The 14,457-nt window shown below is 66.9% G+C and carries 10 protein-coding genes; 8 read left to right on the top strand and 2 right to left on the bottom strand.

Annotated features, from left to right (window positions below):
- Positions 1-122: 122 nt before the first annotated feature.
- From ASB57_RS25425 to ASB57_RS25405, 5 genes are all read left to right on the top strand, one after another.
- Positions 123-1,481, top strand: a complete 1,359-nt coding sequence (locus ASB57_RS25425) for an MdtA/MuxA family multidrug efflux RND transporter periplasmic adaptor subunit (RefSeq protein ID WP_057654693.1) — start codon at positions 123-125, stop codon at positions 1,479-1,481.
- A complete protein-coding gene (locus ASB57_RS25420) occupies positions 1,478-4,639 on the top strand; it encodes an efflux RND transporter permease subunit (protein ID WP_057654692.1) in 3,162 nt (1,053 codons plus the stop codon). Before ASB57_RS25425 ends, ASB57_RS25420 begins: the two co-directional genes overlap by 4 nt.
- Positions 4,636-7,941 (top strand): efflux RND transporter permease subunit, encoded by a 3,306-nt coding sequence (locus ASB57_RS25415; protein WP_057654691.1) that lies wholly within the window; start codon positions 4,636-4,638, stop codon positions 7,939-7,941. The genes ASB57_RS25420 and ASB57_RS25415 overlap by 4 nt, the downstream gene beginning before the upstream one ends.
- Positions 7,941-9,452: an efflux transporter outer membrane subunit gene (locus ASB57_RS25410; protein ID WP_231755250.1), complete on the top strand. Its 1,512-nt coding sequence runs from the start codon at positions 7,941-7,943 to the stop codon at positions 9,450-9,452. Before ASB57_RS25415 ends, ASB57_RS25410 begins: the two co-directional genes overlap by 1 nt.
- A gap of 131 nt (positions 9,453-9,583) precedes the next feature.
- Positions 9,584-10,156 (top strand): hypothetical protein, encoded by a 573-nt coding sequence (locus tag ASB57_RS25405; RefSeq protein ID WP_057654690.1) that lies wholly within the window; start codon positions 9,584-9,586, stop codon positions 10,154-10,156.
- Here ASB57_RS25405 and ASB57_RS25400 read toward each other — a convergent pair.
- A complete protein-coding gene (locus ASB57_RS25400; protein ID WP_057654689.1) occupies positions 10,134-11,042 on the bottom strand; it encodes a LysR family transcriptional regulator in 909 nt (302 codons plus the stop codon). The genes ASB57_RS25405 and ASB57_RS25400 overlap by 23 nt on opposite strands.
- 100 nt (positions 11,043-11,142) lie before the next feature.
- On the opposite strand from ASB57_RS25400, the gene ASB57_RS25395 reads away from it, so the two are divergent.
- Positions 11,143-11,628: a heme-binding protein gene (locus ASB57_RS25395; protein ID WP_057654688.1), complete on the top strand. Its 486-nt coding sequence runs from the start codon at positions 11,143-11,145 to the stop codon at positions 11,626-11,628.
- 156 nt (positions 11,629-11,784) lie between these two features.
- Here ASB57_RS25395 and ASB57_RS25390 read toward each other — a convergent pair whose 3' ends face one another.
- Complete coding sequence (locus tag ASB57_RS25390) at positions 11,785-12,396, bottom strand: NAD(P)-dependent oxidoreductase (RefSeq protein ID WP_057654687.1); 612 nt, start codon at positions 12,394-12,396, stop codon at positions 11,785-11,787.
- A 153-nt stretch (positions 12,397-12,549) separates the two neighbouring features.
- Between ASB57_RS25390 and ASB57_RS25385 the strand changes: the two genes are divergently transcribed.
- The gene (locus tag ASB57_RS25385) at positions 12,550-12,915 is read left to right on the top strand and encodes a helix-turn-helix domain-containing protein (protein ID WP_057654686.1); all 366 of its coding nucleotides are present in this window, start codon (positions 12,550-12,552) and stop codon (positions 12,913-12,915) included.
- 48 nt (positions 12,916-12,963) lie between these two features.
- Positions 12,964-14,448: a glutamate-cysteine ligase family protein gene (locus ASB57_RS25380; protein WP_057654685.1), complete on the top strand. Its 1,485-nt coding sequence runs from the start codon at positions 12,964-12,966 to the stop codon at positions 14,446-14,448.
- Positions 14,449-14,457: the final 9 nt, after the last annotated feature.

The following is a 14,457-nucleotide window of genomic DNA, read 5'->3' as shown; positions in this document are numbered from 1 at the left end:
AAAAACGGTTTGTGTCAGTTTCGACAAAATATATAAATACTCTTATAAATCAAGCACTTATTTGACTTCGCAAGACCCAGGCGCCAACAATACCAGCGTTCCCGAGCCGTGCCTGGTCTTCCATGAAAAAAAACACCGAGTTGTCCCGAAATTCCCACACCACCACCACGCGGCCGAAGCATCGTTTGCGCTGGGCCACCCTGGCCGTCGCCGCCGTGCTGATCGCGGTGGGCGCTGTCTATCTGGTCCGCCATCACGGCAGCGCGGCCGGCACCCCGCCTGGCGGTAGTGAGCGCGCCGGCGCCCGCGCCCCGGCTGGTGGGCGCGGCCCGGGTGGCTTCAATCCCTTCGGCGGCGCACCTGGCGCCGGCAGCGAACAGGCCGTCAGCGTGGCCGCCGCGACCAAGGGCGACATCCCCGTGACGCTGACCGCGCTGGGCACCGTGACGTCGCTGGCGACGGTCACGGTCAAATCGCAGATCAGCGGCTATTTGCTGGCGCTGCCCTTGCAGGAAGGCCAGACGGTGAAGAAAGGCGATCTGCTGGCCCAGGTCGATCCGCGGCCCTATGAGGTGCAGCTGGCGCAGTACCAGGGCCAGTTGCAGAAAGACCAGGCCCTGCTGGACAACGCCCGCCGCGACCTCAAGCGCTATCAGCAGCTGGGCAAACAGGACTCGATCTCGCAGCAGACCATCGATACGGCCGCGGCCATGGTGCGCCAATACGAAGGCACCGTGCGCATGGACCAGGCCCAGGTCGATGCGCAGAAACTGAATCTCAGCTATTGCCGCATCGTGTCGCTGGTCGATGGCCGGGTCGGCCTGCGCCAGGTCGACGTGGGCAACTACGTCACCGCGTCGGATACCGATGGCATCGTCGTCGTCACCCAGATGGACCCGATCTCGGTAGTCTTCACCTTGCCCGAGGACGATCTGCGCAAGCTCAACAAACGCCTGGCCAGCGGCGCCAGGCTGGCCGTCACGGCCTATGACCGCAGCGGCCAGGAGGCCCTGGAACAAGGCGAACTGGCCACGGTCGACAACCAGATCGATACCAGCACCGGCACGGTCAAGCTGCGGGCGCTGTTCCACAACGCCGACGGCGGCCTGTTCCCGAACCAGTTCGTCAACGTGGTGCTGCACCTCGACACGGTCAGCGGCGCCGTCGTCGTTCCCAGCGAGGCCGTACAGAACGGCGCGCCTGGCGACTACGTCTACCGCGTCAAGGACGACAACACCGCCAGTCTGGTCAAGGTCACCACCGGTGCGTCGGCCGACGGCCACACCGCCATCACGGCCGGCCTGCAGGTGGGCGACCGCGTGGTGATCGACGGCGCGGATCATCTGACCGATGGCGCCAAGGTGCGCATTCCGGGCATTCCGGGCGATAGGCCCCGGGCCGGTGACGCGCCGGCGGCGAGCCCCCATGCCTCCGGCAAGGGCTCCGCGGCATCATCCACGAAGCCGGCCAGCGCATCATGAACCCATCCCGCCTGTTCATCCTGCGGCCGGTCGCCACCACGCTGCTGATGGCCGCCTTGCTGGTCGTCGGGCTGGTGGCGTGGCGCCACCTGCCGCTGTCGGCCCTGCCGTCGGTGGAATACGCCACCATCCAGGTGCAGACCTTCTATCCCGGCGCCAGTCCGGACGTCATGACGTCGGCCGTCACCGCGCCGCTGGAAAACCAGCTGGGCCAGATGGCCGGCCTGCGCCAGATGGCATCGCGCTCCTCCGCGGGTTCGTCCGTCATCACCCTGCAGTTCGACGAGACCATCGCGCTGGACGTGGCCGAACAGGAGGTGCAGGCAGCCATCAACGCCGCCAACAACCTGCTGCCCTCCGACCTGCCGGCGCCGCCCATCTACGCCAAGGTGAACCCGGCCGACGCGCCGGTGCTGACCCTGACGGTGACGTCGCCCACCTTGCCCCTGACGACGCTGCAAACCATCGCCGACACCCGGCTGGGCCAGAAGATCTCGCAGCTGTCCGGCGTCGGCCTGGTCAGCCTGAGCGGCGGCAACAAACCCGCGATTCGCGTGCGTGGCAACACCCGCGCGATGGCCGCCTACGGCATCAATGCCGACGACCTGCGCACCACGCTGGCGAACATCAACGTCAACGCGCCCAAGGGCACCCTGGACGGCCCGCGCCGGTCCTACTCCATCGACGCCAATGACCAGATTCAGGACCCCGCCGATTATCTGGATACCGTCATCGCCTATCGCAACGGGCGGCCGGTGAAGTTGTCGGACGTGGCGGAAGTGGTCACCGGGCCGGAGAACACGCAACTGGGGGCGTGGTCAGGGACGACGCCGGCCATCCTGCTGAACATCCAGCGCCAGCCGGGCGCCAACGTGATCGCGGTGGTCGACAGCATCAAGGCCAAGCTGCCCGAGTGGACCGCGACCCTGCCCGCCAGCGTCCACGTCGAAGTGCTGACCGACCGCACCACCACCATCCGCGCGTCGGTCAGCGACGTGCAGTTCGAACTCGCGCTGGCCGTGGGCCTGGTGGTGCTGGTCATCTTCCTGTTCCTGCGCAACCTGCCGGCGACCTTCATCCCCAGCCTGTCGGTGCCCCTGTCCCTGGTCGGCACCTTCGCCGCCATGTACCTGTGGGGCTTCAGCCTGGACAATCTTTCCTTGATGGCGCTGACCATCGCCACCGGCTTCGTCGTCGATGACGCCATCGTGGTGATCGAGAACATCAGCCGCCACATCGAAGCGGGCAAGACGCCCGTACAGGCTGCGCTGCAGGGTTCGCGGGAGATCGGCTTCACCATCATCTCCTTGACGGTATCGCTGCTGGCCGTGCTGATCCCCCTGCTGTTTATGAGCGACGTGATCGGCCGGCTGTTCTATGAATTCGCGGTCACCCTGGCCGTGACCATCGTGCTGTCGGCCGTGGTGTCGCTGACCCTGGTCCCCATGCTCTGCGCGCAACTGCTGCGGGCCAAACCCAAAGCAAGCCACGACGACGGCGCCAATGCCGCCGAAGACGCCGAGGCAGGCACGCACACCGGCACCGAAGCCCTGCACGGAAGCGGCTGGTTCGGCCGGATCACGCGCGGCTACGACCGTCTGCTGACCCTGGCGCTGGACCATCAGCGCATCACCTTGCTGCTGGCGCTGGGCACCGTCGTGCTCACCGCCCTGCTCTACTTCCTGGTGCCCAAGGGATTCTTCCCGGTGCAGGATACCGGCGTAATCCAGGGCATCACCGAAGCCTCGCAATCGATCTCCTACGCCGACATGGGCAAGCGCCAGAACGCCCTGGCCGCGGTTGTGCTGAAGGATCCCGATGTGGTCAGCCTGTCGTCCTACATCGGCGTGGACGGCAGCAACACCACCTTGAACAGCGGCCGCATGCAGATCAACCTGCGCCCGCGCGACGAGCGCAGCGCCACCGCCAGCGAAATCATCCGGCGGCTGCAGCGGGAGACCGCCGACATCACCGGCATCACCCTGCACATGCAGCCGGTGCAGGACCTGACGGTAGACACGCAGATCAGCGCCACCCAGTACCAGTTCATGCTGGACCATCCCGCGCTGGACACGCTGGCCGAGTGGACACCCAAGCTGGTGGCTGAACTGCGCAAACAGCCCGAACTGGCCGACGTCACCAGCGACCTGCAGGCCAGCGGCCTGGCGGCCACCGTCGAAGTGGACCGCGCCACCGCCGCCCGCTTCGGCATCACCCTGGCCACCATCGACAACGCGCTCTACGACAACTTCGGCCAACGCATCGTCAGCACCATCTTCACGCAATCCAACCAGATGCGCGTGATCATGGAAATCGATCCCAAGCTGAACAAAGGCCTGAAGACGCTGGACGCCATCTACCTGCCTTCGGCCACCGCCAGCACCGGCCAGGTGCCGCTGAGCGCCATCGCGCGCATCGTCGTCAGCCGCAAGCCTGTCCAGATCTCGCATCTGGCCCAGTTCCCCGCCACCACCATTTCCTTCAACCTGGCGGAAGGCGCGTCGCTGGGCGCGGGCATCGATGCCGTCAAGCGCGCCGAGCAGGCCGTCAACCTGCCGCAAGGCTTCGAGACCCGCTTCCAGGGCGCCACCGACGCCTTCCAGACCTCCCTGTCGAACGAGCTATACCTGATCCTGGCCGCCGTGCTGGTCATGTATGTGGTCCTTGGGGTGCTGTACGAAAGCTTCGTGCATCCGCTCACCATCCTGTCCACCCTGCCGTCCGCGGGGCTGGGCGCCTTGCTGGCCATGCTGTGCACCGGCGCGGACCTGGACATCATCGGCATCATCGGCATCGTGCTGCTGATCGGCATCGTGAAGAAGAACGCCATCATGATGATCGACTTCGCGCTGGTCGCAGAGCGCGATGAAGGCCTGTCGCCGCGCGAGGCCATCCACCGGGCGTGCCTGCTGCGCTTGCGGCCCATCCTGATGACCACCATGGCTGCCTTGATTTCCGCCGTGCCGCTGGCCCTGGGCAGCGGCACGGGGTCCGAGCTGCGCCAACCGCTGGGCTACGCCATGATCGGCGGCCTGGCGGTGAGCCAGCTGCTGACGCTGTTCACCACGCCGGCGGTGTACCTGGCCATGGACCAGCTGGCGCAAAGCCTGCGCCGCCGGGGCTGGGCCCTGACCGCGCCGCGCGAGGACACGCCGTGAACATCAGCGCGTTCTTCATCCGGCGGCCCGTCGCCACCCTGCTGATGACCCTGGCCATCGCCGTGGCGGGGGCCCTGGCCTTCGGCCTGCTGCCCGTGGCCCCGCTGCCGGCGGTGGATTTCCCCACGATCCGGGTGCAGGCGCAGATGGCGGGGGCCAGCCCTGACACCATGGCCAAGACGGTGGCCGCGCCTCTGGAAAAGCATCTGGGCCAGATTGCCGACGTCACGGAGATGACCTCGCAAAGCAGCGTCGGCACCACCAGCATCATCCTGCAGTTCGGCCTGGATCGCGACATCGAGGGCGCGTCGCGCGACGTGCAGGCGGCCATCAACGCGGCGCGCGCCGATCTGCCCGCGTCGCTGAAGTCGAATCCGACGTATCGCAAGTTCAATCCCGCCGAAGCGCCGATCCTGGTGCTGGCGCTCACGTCCGACCTGCTGCGCCCCGAGCAGCTGTACGACAGCGCGGCCACCGTGTTGCAACAGCGCCTGATGCAGGTGGCCGGCATCGGCAACGTCGACTTGAATGGCAGCTCGCTGCCGGCCGTGCGGGTGGAATTGAATCCGGGTACCCTCAACAAATACGGCATCGGGCTGGAAGACGTGCGGGCGGCGCTGTCCGCCGCCAACGCCAACAGCGCCAAGGGCTTGATCGAGGACGGTCCCAATCGCTATCAGCTGTACGCCAACGACCAGGCGGTGAACGCGGCCGCCTACCGCGATCTGGTCATCGCCTGGCGCAACGACAGGCCGGTGCATCTGCGCGACGTCGCCGCGGTCAGTGATTCGGTGGAAAGCCTGCGCAACGCTGGCTATGTCAACGGCAAACGCGCGGTGCTGCTGTGGTTGTACAAGCAACCCGCGGCCAACATCGTCGAGACGGTGGACCGCGTCAACGCGCTGCTGCCACAGCTGCGCGCCGCCCTGCCCAGCGGCGTCGAGATGACCCTGTCCGGCGACCGCAGCAGCACCATCCGCGCGTCGCTGGCGCACACCGAACAGACCCTCATCATCGCGGTGATCCTGGTCGTGCTGGTGGTCCTGGCTTTCCTGCGCGACGTGCGCGCGACCCTGATCCCGGCGGTGACCGTCCCCGTGTCGATACTGGGCACTTTCGGCGCCATGAAGCTGTTCGGCTATACGCTGGACAATCTGTCGCTGATGGCGCTGACCATCGCCACCGGCTTCGTGGTCGATGACGCCATCGTCGTGCTGGAGAACATCACGCGTCACCGCGAAGCCGGCGCCAGCCGTTTACGCGCGGCCATGGACGGCGCGCGCGAGGTCAGTTTCACCGTCCTGTCCATGAGCGTGTCGCTGGTGGCGGTGTTCCTGCCCATCCTGCTGCTGGGCGGCCTGGTAGGACGGCTGTTCCATGAATTCGCCATCGTGCTGTCCATCGCCATCGGCATCTCCCTGGTGCTGTCGCTGACCACCACGCCGATGCTGTGCGCCCTGCTGCTGCGGCCCAGCACCGCCCCGGCATGCTGGCCGCGTCGGGACACGCTGGCCGCACACGTCGCGCGCCGCGTCGACGCTGTCATCAACGGCATGCAGGGCCTGTACGAGCGCAGCCTGGCGCTGGCCCTGCGCCATCCGCTACCCGTGCTGCTGTCCCTGCTGCTGACGGTGGCGCTGAACGTCGTGCTGTTCTCCGCCGTGCCCAAGAGCCTGTTCCCGCAGCAGGACAGCGGCCTGATGGGCGGCGGCATCAACGCCGACCAGAGCATTTCCTTCCAGGCCATGAGCGAGAAGATGCGCCAGGCCATGGCCATCGTGAAGGCCGACCCCGCGGTACAGACCGTGGTGGGTTTCACTGGCGGCCGCGGCACCAACACGGCCATGAATGACATCACGCTCAAGCCCCTGGATGAACGGGATGCCACCGCCTTCCAGGTGATGGCGCGCTTGCGGAGCAAGCTGTCGGAGATTCCCGGCGCGCAATTGATGATGTTCCCGCGCCAGGATCTGTTCATCGGCGGACGCCAGAGCTTCGCCCAATACCAGTACACCCTGCAGGGCGACGATGCCGCCACCGTCAGCCTGTGGGCCGCGAAGCTGACGGCGGCGCTGAAGGCCAACACCGCGCTGGCCGATGTGTCGTCGGACCAGCAGAATGGCGGCCTGGAAAGCCGCGTGGTGGTGGATCGGGCAACGGCGGCGCGCTACGGCATCACGCCGGACGCCATCGACGCCACGCTCTACGACGCCTTCGGCGAACGTCAGGTGTCCACCATCTACCAGGCGCAGAATCAGTATCACGTGGTGATGGAGCTGGCGCCCCAATATCTGCAGGACCCGTCCGCGCTGAAGCAGATCTACGTCAGCACCACCGGCGCGTCGGCCAGCGGCACGTCGTCGACCAATGCGTCGTCCAGCCTGGTGAGCAATAGCAGCTCCAGCAGCAGCGCCGGCAGCACCACATCCTCGTCCGCCACCAACGCGGCCACCAATTCCATCGCCACCAGCACCGGCAGCGTGTCCAGCGGCCAGGCGGTGAGCACGAGCGGTTCCACCATGGTGCCCCTGTTCGCCTTCGCTCATATGGAAGCCGCGACCACGCCGGTGTCCGTCAATCACCAGGGCCAGGCGGTGGCGGTGACGATCTCCTTCAACCTGGCGGAGGGCGCCAAGCTCGATGATGCCAACCGCGCCATCCAGCAGGCGGTCAGCGATCTGCGCATGCCGGTCTCGGTACACGGCGGTTTCGCCGGCACGGCCGGCAGCTCCATGGCCATCGTGTCGACCATGCCACTGCTCATCGCCGCGGCCCTGCTGGCCGTGTACGTGGTGCTGGGCATGCTGTACGAGAGCTATGTGCATCCGCTGACCATCCTGTCCACCTTGCCGTCGGCCGGCGTGGGCGCCGTGCTGGCGCTGCTGCTGACGGATACCGAGTTCACGGTCATCGCCCTGATCGGCGTCTTCCTGCTGATCGGCATCGTCAAGAAGAACGCCATCATGATGGTGGACTTCGCCATCGATGCCGAGCGCAATCAAGGCCTGACACCGGCGCAAGCCATCCACCGGGCCTGCGTGCTGCGCTTCCGTCCCATCATGATGACCACCTGCGCCGCCCTGCTGGGCGCCGTGCCGCTGGTGCTGGACCAGGGCATGGGCTCGGAGCTGCGCCGGCCCCTGGGCATCTCCATCATCGGCGGCCTGATCGTCAGCCAGATCCTGACGCTGTACACGACGCCCGTGGTCTACCTCTATCTGGATCGCTGGCGCCAGCGCACGCTCAGCGCCTGGCGCCGCCGCCGTGGCCTTGCCGCGCAAGTGAATACCGATCCTGCCTAATGAAAAGCCGCATCATGCCGTTCCCCTTCGTGTCCGTCCTGTTGAGAGCGCCGTCGTTCAAGGCGCTGCCGTTCAAGTCGCTGTTGCTCAAGCCGCTGCCGTTCAAGCCGTCATTCAAGCGCCTCGCGGCAGGCGTCGCCCTGCCTTTGCTGCTGACCCTGCAAGCCTGCGCCGTCGGTCCCGACTACCACCGGCCCGACGCACCCACGCCGCGTGCCTTCAAGGAGGCGCCCGCCGCGCCGGCGGGTTGGAAGCTGGCCGCGCCGGGCGCCGCGCCCCGTGGCGCGTGGTGGGAGGTCTACCAGGATCCCGTGCTCAATGACCTGGCCGCGCAGGTGTCCGTAGGCAATCAGAACCTGAAGGCCTATGAAGCCGCCTACCGCCAGGCCCTGGCCGTGGTGCGCGAAGCACGCGCCAACCTGGCGCCGACGGTGACCGCCGGCCCGTCCCTGAGCCGTGCGCGCAGCAATGGCAGCAGCGCCACCACGCGTCAGGTGGAGGCCGACGCCAGCTGGGATCTGGACCTGTGGGGCAAGGTGCGCCGCCAGGTCGAAAGCGACCGGGCCAGTGCCGAGGCCAGCGCCGCCGAACTGGCCGACCTGACGCTGTCGGCCCAGGCGGAACTGGTGACCGACTACTTCGCGCTGCGTTACCAGGATGCCCTGGGCCGCCTCTTGCGCGATACGGTCACTGCATACGGACGCAGCCTGTCGATCGCGCAGAACCAGTACCAGGCTGGCGTCGCAGCGCGCTCGGACGTGATCACCGCGCAAACCCAGCTGGCCTCGGCACGCGCGTCGGCCATCGCCAGCGAGCAGCTGCGCGATCAATACGAACATGCGATTGCCCTGCTCATCGGCAAGGCGCCGGCCGACGTGACGTTGGCGGCGGGCGAATTGCCCAAGCTGATTCCGCAAGCACCGGCCGGCCTGCCTTCGGATCTGCTGGAACGGCGTCCCGACATTGCCCAGGCCGAACGCACCATGCAGCAGCAGAACGCCCTGATCGGCGTGGCGGAAGCCGCCTGGTACCCGTCCGTCACCCTGTCGGCCAGCGCCGGCTGGTCGGGCGCGTCGCCCTTGTTCTCGGCCGCCAATGCGCTGTGGTCGCTGGTCGCCAGCGGCAGCCAGACCCTGTTCGACGGCGGCGCCCGTTCCGCCGCCAGCGACGCCGCCCGCGCCGCGTACGACCAGCGCGTGGCCAACTACCGGCAGACCGTGCTCGCGGCTTTCCAGGACGTGGAGGACGAGTTGTCCAATCTGCGCGTGCTGGCCCGGCAGTCGACGGCCCAGGATGAAGCGCTGACCCTGGCGCGCCAGGCCGCCACCATCGCGCTGAACGAATATCGGGCCGGCACCCAGTCCTACACCACGGTCGTCACCGCGCAGGCCACGGCCTTGTCCAACGAGGAAAGCGTGCTGCAGATCCAGCAGAGCCGCCTGGCCGCCAGCGCGGCCTTGATCAAGGCGCTGGGTGGTGGCTGGCACGACGGGGATGCGGTGGGGCAGTGAAGTGCTGCGGTGAAGTGGGACAGTGAAGCGGGGCAGCGATTTGCGAATATCCCTTTTTCCTATCGTTACCCCGGCGCGGAGGGATGCGCGCTTAGAATGGAGCCAACCTACTCCTCACGAGGTCCCCACCTATGCGCGCGACCCGCAATGGCAGCCAGCAATTCTCCATGCGTCGTTTGACGCGGCTATCCCCCCGTCTTCTGAAGACCAGCCTGCTGACGGCGCTGACCGTCACACTGGCCACCTTGCTTGCGCCGGCGCAGGCCTTCCAGGCACGCCCGAACTGTCTCACGGACCAACCGCCGTCCGTGATGGAAAAGCAGCTGAGGAAAACCGGCACCGGACATGGCCCCGAGACCGTAGCGCAGCTTTCGTCCGCGCCCCTGGTCCTGACCGTCGCCCATGCCCGATTGCGCACGGACGACGAGACCAAGCAGTCGGTGCTGGACGTCAACCTGACGCCGGACTCGCGCCAGGCCGTGGCGCAGCTGACCAGCGTGAACGTCGGCCGCAGCGTGATCCTGCGCGCGGACGGCGAGGTGCTCACCACGGTGGTCATCCGCGGCCCCATCGACAGCGGCGCCATGTCCATCTACCCCGGCATCGGCGAACACGGCCTGACCGAAGCGAAGATGAAGCAGATCGCCCAGAAACTGGCGTCAGGCAAGAGCAAGCTGGAGATCAGTCTGCTGCCGCGAGCTTGACCGGGGCCTTGGGTTCAGGCGTTTCCAGGATCTGGGCCACGAATCGCCTGACGCCAGGCGCACGCTCATGGCGGCGATAGATGGCCGCCACCTGTGACGGGATAAGAGCACCCGCGATGTCCCGGTACACCACGTGGGGCAAGGCGATCACCTGCCGCAACACGCTGGGCACCACGGCCACGCTGGCGCCGACCGACACCTGCGTCAACACCGCCAGCAGAGAGCCCGGCACCGCGCTGATGCTAGGCGTGAAGCGGCCCCGCCTGGCCACCTCCTGCAAACCGGAATCCTGTTCCGGCACCACGAAGGACTCGCCCGCCAGCGCGCGCGCCAGCACGGGCCCGTCGTCGCGCGCCAGGATGTGGTCGCGCGGCAAGGCCAGGCAGAAGCGGTCCCTGGCCAGCACCCGGCTGGACAGGCTGGCCGGCAGATTGACCGGCGTACGCACGAAGGCAACGTCGACCTGGCCTTGCTCCAGCAGGCTGGGCAACTCATCCATGGGCAGTTCGCGTGCACGGATGTCGACGTCCGGCCAACGGGCCAGGAAGCGCCGCGTCTGGTCCTGCAGGACGCCGGAATATGCGGCGGAGCCCACATAGCCCAGCGCGATGGCGCCCACCTCGCCGCGGCCGGCCCGGCGGCCGACGTCCACGGCATGGTCGAACTGCGCGAGCGCCAGTTCGCTTTCCGCGAGAAAGGTCACGCCGGCCGGTGTCAGGGCCACGGATCGCTTGGTCCGTTGCAGCAGGCGCGCCTGCACGGCGCGCTCCAGTTCCTGGATCTGTACGGTCAGCGTGGGCGCGGATACGCCCAGCAATTCCGCGGCGCGGGCGAAGTGCAATTCACGCGCGACCACGACAAAGGCACGCAGGTGGCGAATTTCCATATTTCGTTTTTATAAATAAAGAAGCCAGTCTTCTTTATTGAACACGAATTTACTCGATGCTGAAATGGAGGCTCGTTTTTCGCAGCATCAGGAGTCTGCAATGAATCGCTTCACCCGCTATACCGCCTCCCTCGCGCTGGGCCTGGGCATCGTCGCTTCCGCCCATGCCGCGCCGCCGCAGTTGCCCACGCAGCCCGTGCTGAATCTTGCCGCGGCCCAGCACGTGCTGGCCGCCGCGCAGGCCAAGGCCCAGGCCGGGGGCTGGCCTTGTGTGATTTCGGTGGTGGATGCCGCCGGACAACCGATCCTGCTGGTGCGCATGGACAATGCCAGCGTGCCGGCCGGCGTGGAACTGGCGCCGGGCAAGGCGCGCACGGCGGCGCTGTTCCGCCGTCCCAGCGGCGCGCTGGAAGATGCCATCAACGGCAGCCGTCCCGCCGCTGCAACCGCGCGTGGCTTCGTGCTGATGCGCGGCGGCCTGCCCTTGACCGTCAACGGCCACGTGGTCGGCGCCATCGGCGTGTCCGCCGATACCCCGCAACACGACGAAGAAATCGCCCAGGCCGGCGTGGCCGCATTGCAGTAGCATTCGCAAGAATCTTTCCCTATCGGGGAAACCGCGGAGCCGGGTCTCCCGGTCCGCCGGTTTCGCCCCCTTGAGGGGGCCGCGCGTAGCGCGGTAGGGGGAGGGCCTTTCTTGCCCCCTTGAGGGGGCCGCGCGCAGCGCGGTAGGGGGTGGGCCTTAATACCCGACCGTGAAACGCTGGCGCACATGCGCCGGCGTTTCTATTTCATCGACCAAAGCGATCGCGTAGTCTTCGAAGCTGATGGTCGACCCATGCTCGCCGGCCAGCAACTGGTCGGTGCCCAGGCGGAACTTGCCGGTGCGCTCGCCCGGCACGAACATGGCCGACGGCGACAGGAAGGTCCAGTCCAGATCCTGCACGCCCTTGAGCAGATCAAGAAACTCCGCGCCCTTGGTCGCTTCAACCTTGTAGGCCTCCGGAAAATCCGGCTGGTCCACCAGACGCTTGCCCGGCGCCACTTCCAGGCTGCCGGCGCCGCCCACCACCAGGTATCGCTTGACCCCCGCCGCACGCACGGCATCGATCAGCACATGCGGATCGCTGGCGGTGAAATGCACCGAACTGATCACGGCATCGTGCCCCCGCAGCAGGGCAGTCAGACCTTCCTTGTCGTAGACATCGCCGCGCTTGGCCGTGACCTTGGGCAGCTTGGCGATCTTGTCCGGGTTGCGCGCGATGGCGGTGACGGTATGGCCGCGGTCGGCCAGTTCCTTGAGTATGCGGGCGCCGGCGTTGCCGGAAGCGCCGATGAGGGCGACGTTAGCCATAAGTAAATCTCCAAAAGTTCAAAATCGGGACAAGGTCTAAAATACAGACCATGTCGACGTCCTGCATCTTAAGTAAGACGCCTCGGCTCCACAAGAAGTCACGCCAAAGGGCCCAGGTCAGCACGGCGTGACCATGCCTACGAGTGTCCCACGATGATTCCGCAAGAATATTTCAGCTTCGAACAGCCCTGCCCCATTCGCGATGTCCTCGATCGCATCGGCGACCAATGGAGCCTGCTGGTACTCATCGGACTGGAAGACGGCACCCGCCGCTTCAACGAATTGATGCGCGACATCGGTGACATCTCCAAGCAGATGCTGTCGCGTACACTCAAGCAGCTCGAACAGGACGGCTTCGTGTACCGCGAGGTATACGCCGAAGTGCCGCCCCGCGTGGAATACACATTGACGGACCTGGGCCGTTCCTTCCTCGTGCCGATGAAGGGCCTGGTGCGCTGGGCCGATACCAATCACAAGGACATCGTGCTGGCACGCGGACGATATAAGAAAGCTGCATGAAACAAGACGCCGTGGCAGCCACGGCGCAAGTACGGGGAAATGGCGCGGATGGCTCCAGAGAAGGCAGGACAGAAGCTGGGACTCGAAATGGAGATGGTGGTGGTGCGGCGGGGCACCGGCGCCAGCCATGCCGTCCAGGCCTATCCCGAGTCCCTGGCGCGTCTGCGCGGCGCCCGTGGCGAAACGCTGGCGCTAAGCCGCCTGGAGAATCGGGTGGTCAGCGCGCGCGGCGCCTTGGCCGACAGCGGTCTGGACAACGGCTTCAATCTGCTGGAAAGCGCGCTGCACCCGGTCGCGGGCGGCAGCGGCGGCCTGGATCGCCTGGCGCAGGCGGTGTACGCCGAACTGAATGACGTCCAGGAAGCTCTGGCCGAAGAAGATGCCGCCATCCTCAATGCGGGCGAACATCCCGCGGCGTCCCTGGACCCCGATCGATATGCGGCCCTGCGCGTCCCTCGCCCCATCTACGAGGACATCGTCGGCTATCGCGGCTGGCTGCATCGCGTCGGCATCGACGCCAAGGCGCAGAACAGTCCCTGCACGTCGGTGCCCATCCACGAGGCGGCACGCGCGGTCAATGTGATCATGGCCCTGGCGCCCGCGTTCATCGCGCTGTTCGCCAACAGCCCGCTGGAGTGCGGCCGCGTCACCGGCCGCCAGGACAATCGCATGACCATGTGGGACCGCATGTTCCGCCATGCCCGCTTTGCCAGCGACCTGCGCCTGCATCGCATGCCGGACCGGCCCTTCGAGGACCTGGGTGACTACTTCCGCTGGATGTTCGAAGGCGATACGAACTGCCGCTCCCTGCCGCTGGCGCCGGCGGCCGACTACAAACACGACACCACGGTGTTTCTCGATGGCGACCCGTCACTGGGCCGCTTCCTGCGCGCGCCTTCGTGGCCGGGCCGGCGCGCCGACGACCGGCAGCGCGTCGACCTGACGCCGCATGCCGCGCATTTCGAGTACGCGCAGTTCTCCAATTTTCTCGACGCGCGCTGGCGCTACAAGCTGGCCAGCTATTGCCCGCTGGAAGAGCTGCTGGCGCAGTGGTCGCGGCCCGGCGGCATCGAAGCGCTGTACGAAAGCCTGGGCGTGGACGGCTATATCGAAGGCCGCGTGCCGTCAGCGGTTTTCCCGGACCGGCAATTACGCCGCGAAGCCGGCGCCGACATCGCGCGGACCGCGATCCTGGCGCCGTCAGCCATGCAGCTTGGATTGATGCGCAACCTGTCCCAGGCCGAAGACCTGATCCGCGACTACGGCTGGCTGGCGCTGCGCACGCTGCGCGGCACGGCCATCGATGTGGCGCTGGCCGACGACCTGGCGTACCAGCTGGCCGCCGACACGCTGGCCGTCGCCGAAGCGGGGTTGCAGGACCAAGCCGACCGACATTGGCTGGCCTATGCGCGCTATGTCCTGCAAACGCGCCGCACCGGCGCCGACCGCCTGCTGTCCTTGTGGCAAGGCGCCCACGGCGATGCCGCCAGCCGTCTGGCGGCCATCTATCCCGAGCGGGTCCTTGAGCTGTAGCGCCGGATC

This window comes from Bordetella sp. N, from assembly GCF_001433395.1.
Taxonomy (GTDB): domain Bacteria; phylum Pseudomonadota; class Gammaproteobacteria; order Burkholderiales; family Burkholderiaceae_B; genus Bordetella_C.
This window is presented reverse-complemented; position numbering and strand designations above follow the sequence as displayed.

Excerpts from the sequence above, each read along its gene's own strand:
- ASB57_RS25425 (WP_057654693.1), top strand. The coding sequence starts at position 123 with ATGAAAAAAAACACCGAGTTGTCCCGAAATTCCCACACCACCACCACG.
- ASB57_RS25420 (WP_057654692.1), top strand. The coding sequence starts at position 1,478 with ATGAACCCATCCCGCCTGTTCATCCTGCGGCCGGTCGCCACCACGCTG.
- ASB57_RS25410 (WP_231755250.1), top strand. The coding sequence starts at position 7,941 with ATGAAAAGCCGCATCATGCCGTTCCCCTTCGTGTCCGTCCTGTTGAGA.
- ASB57_RS25405 (WP_057654690.1), top strand. The coding sequence starts at position 9,584 with ATGCGCGCGACCCGCAATGGCAGCCAGCAATTCTCCATGCGTCGTTTG.
- ASB57_RS25400 (WP_057654689.1), bottom strand. The coding sequence starts at position 11,042 with ATGGAAATTCGCCACCTGCGTGCCTTTGTCGTGGTCGCGCGTGAATTG.
- ASB57_RS25395 (WP_057654688.1), top strand. The coding sequence starts at position 11,143 with ATGAATCGCTTCACCCGCTATACCGCCTCCCTCGCGCTGGGCCTGGGC.
- ASB57_RS25390 (WP_057654687.1), bottom strand. The coding sequence starts at position 12,396 with ATGGCTAACGTCGCCCTCATCGGCGCTTCCGGCAACGCCGGCGCCCGC.
- ASB57_RS25385 (WP_057654686.1), top strand. The coding sequence starts at position 12,550 with ATGATTCCGCAAGAATATTTCAGCTTCGAACAGCCCTGCCCCATTCGC.
- ASB57_RS25380 (WP_057654685.1), top strand. The coding sequence starts at position 12,964 with ATGGCTCCAGAGAAGGCAGGACAGAAGCTGGGACTCGAAATGGAGATG.